This window comes from Nostoc sp. LEGE 06077, assembly GCF_015207705.1.
Classification (GTDB): domain Bacteria; phylum Cyanobacteriota; class Cyanobacteriia; order Cyanobacteriales; family Nostocaceae; genus Nostoc_B.
Window position 1 is genome coordinate 1 of sequence record NZ_JADEWI010000139.1, and the last position, 1,029, is coordinate 1,029.

Sequence of the window (1,029 nt, forward strand, 5' to 3'; positions counted from 1 at the left end):
GGCTTTGTTGCATGAAAGGAAAAAAGGACACACCAATCCGAAGTAAGGAGAGGAATTAGTCTTCGACTTTATAAGAGTCGGGCTTACCTAACTGGATCATGCGGTTAAGCGCAGCACATTGCAGAAATAACTCGACAGCCTGGTTATCAAAAAAGCGTCGTCTTAACTTACCACCAAAGATGGTTTTGAGCCGAAAAATGGCAGTTTCAGATAAAGAACGGCGATGATATCCACTCTCTTGTTTCCATTGCTTGCGCCCGACTTGGTTCACCCGCAACAGATTTTCATCTCTAGGGTGTGGCCGTGCTTGATTATTTGGTTGTTGAATTTTGGCGTTGGTGCGCGGTGGAATTACCGCTTTTGCACCGCGTTGTGAAATGGTGTCGTAACAACCTCTTGTGTCATAGCCACCATCACCAGATACTTGCTCTATCGGTTGCTCAATCTGCTCCAATATTTCAGGCAGTACCTCGCAATCAGCTACATCATTAGTAGTTACCACCGCACCGAGAATTTCGCCACTCTCTCAGTCAACTCCTAGATGCAATTTCCGCCACGTCCGTCTTTTACTTACTCCATGTGTGCGGACTTTCCATTCACCTTCACCATATACTTTTACACCAGTTGAATCCACCACTACATGAATACCTTTGTCCTTTGGAATAACTGGTAGTTCTACAGACAACTTGCTCAAACGACGAGACAGCGTGGAATGGTCTGGTACTTCTAGCTCAATTCCCATGAGCGTGAACAGCGATTCTAAAAACCCCTCTGTTTGTCGCCCTGGTAAATGAAACACCGATTGGATTGTTCCCATAGTGGCGATTGCCACATCACTGTAATGATTTGATGCCCCCTTTTTCCCGGTTTTTTGCTGATTTCGCCACTGCTCGATGATTTCTTCGTTCACCCAAAAAGTTATACTGCCTCGTTGCTTGAGGGCAGCATCATAAGCGTTCCAATTCTTAACTTTGTACTGGGCTTTCGTCTTCATATGCAGGGTTAGGCGGCTCGAAAACATCGACTATA

At 45.5% G+C, this 1,029-nt stretch carries 1 pseudogene; it reads right to left on the reverse strand.

Annotated features, from left to right (window positions below):
- Window positions 1-55 precede the first annotated feature (55 nt).
- Window positions 56-994: pseudogene (locus IQ244_RS32270) on the reverse strand (IS5 family transposase).
- Between the last annotated feature and the right edge of the window lie 35 nt (window positions 995-1,029).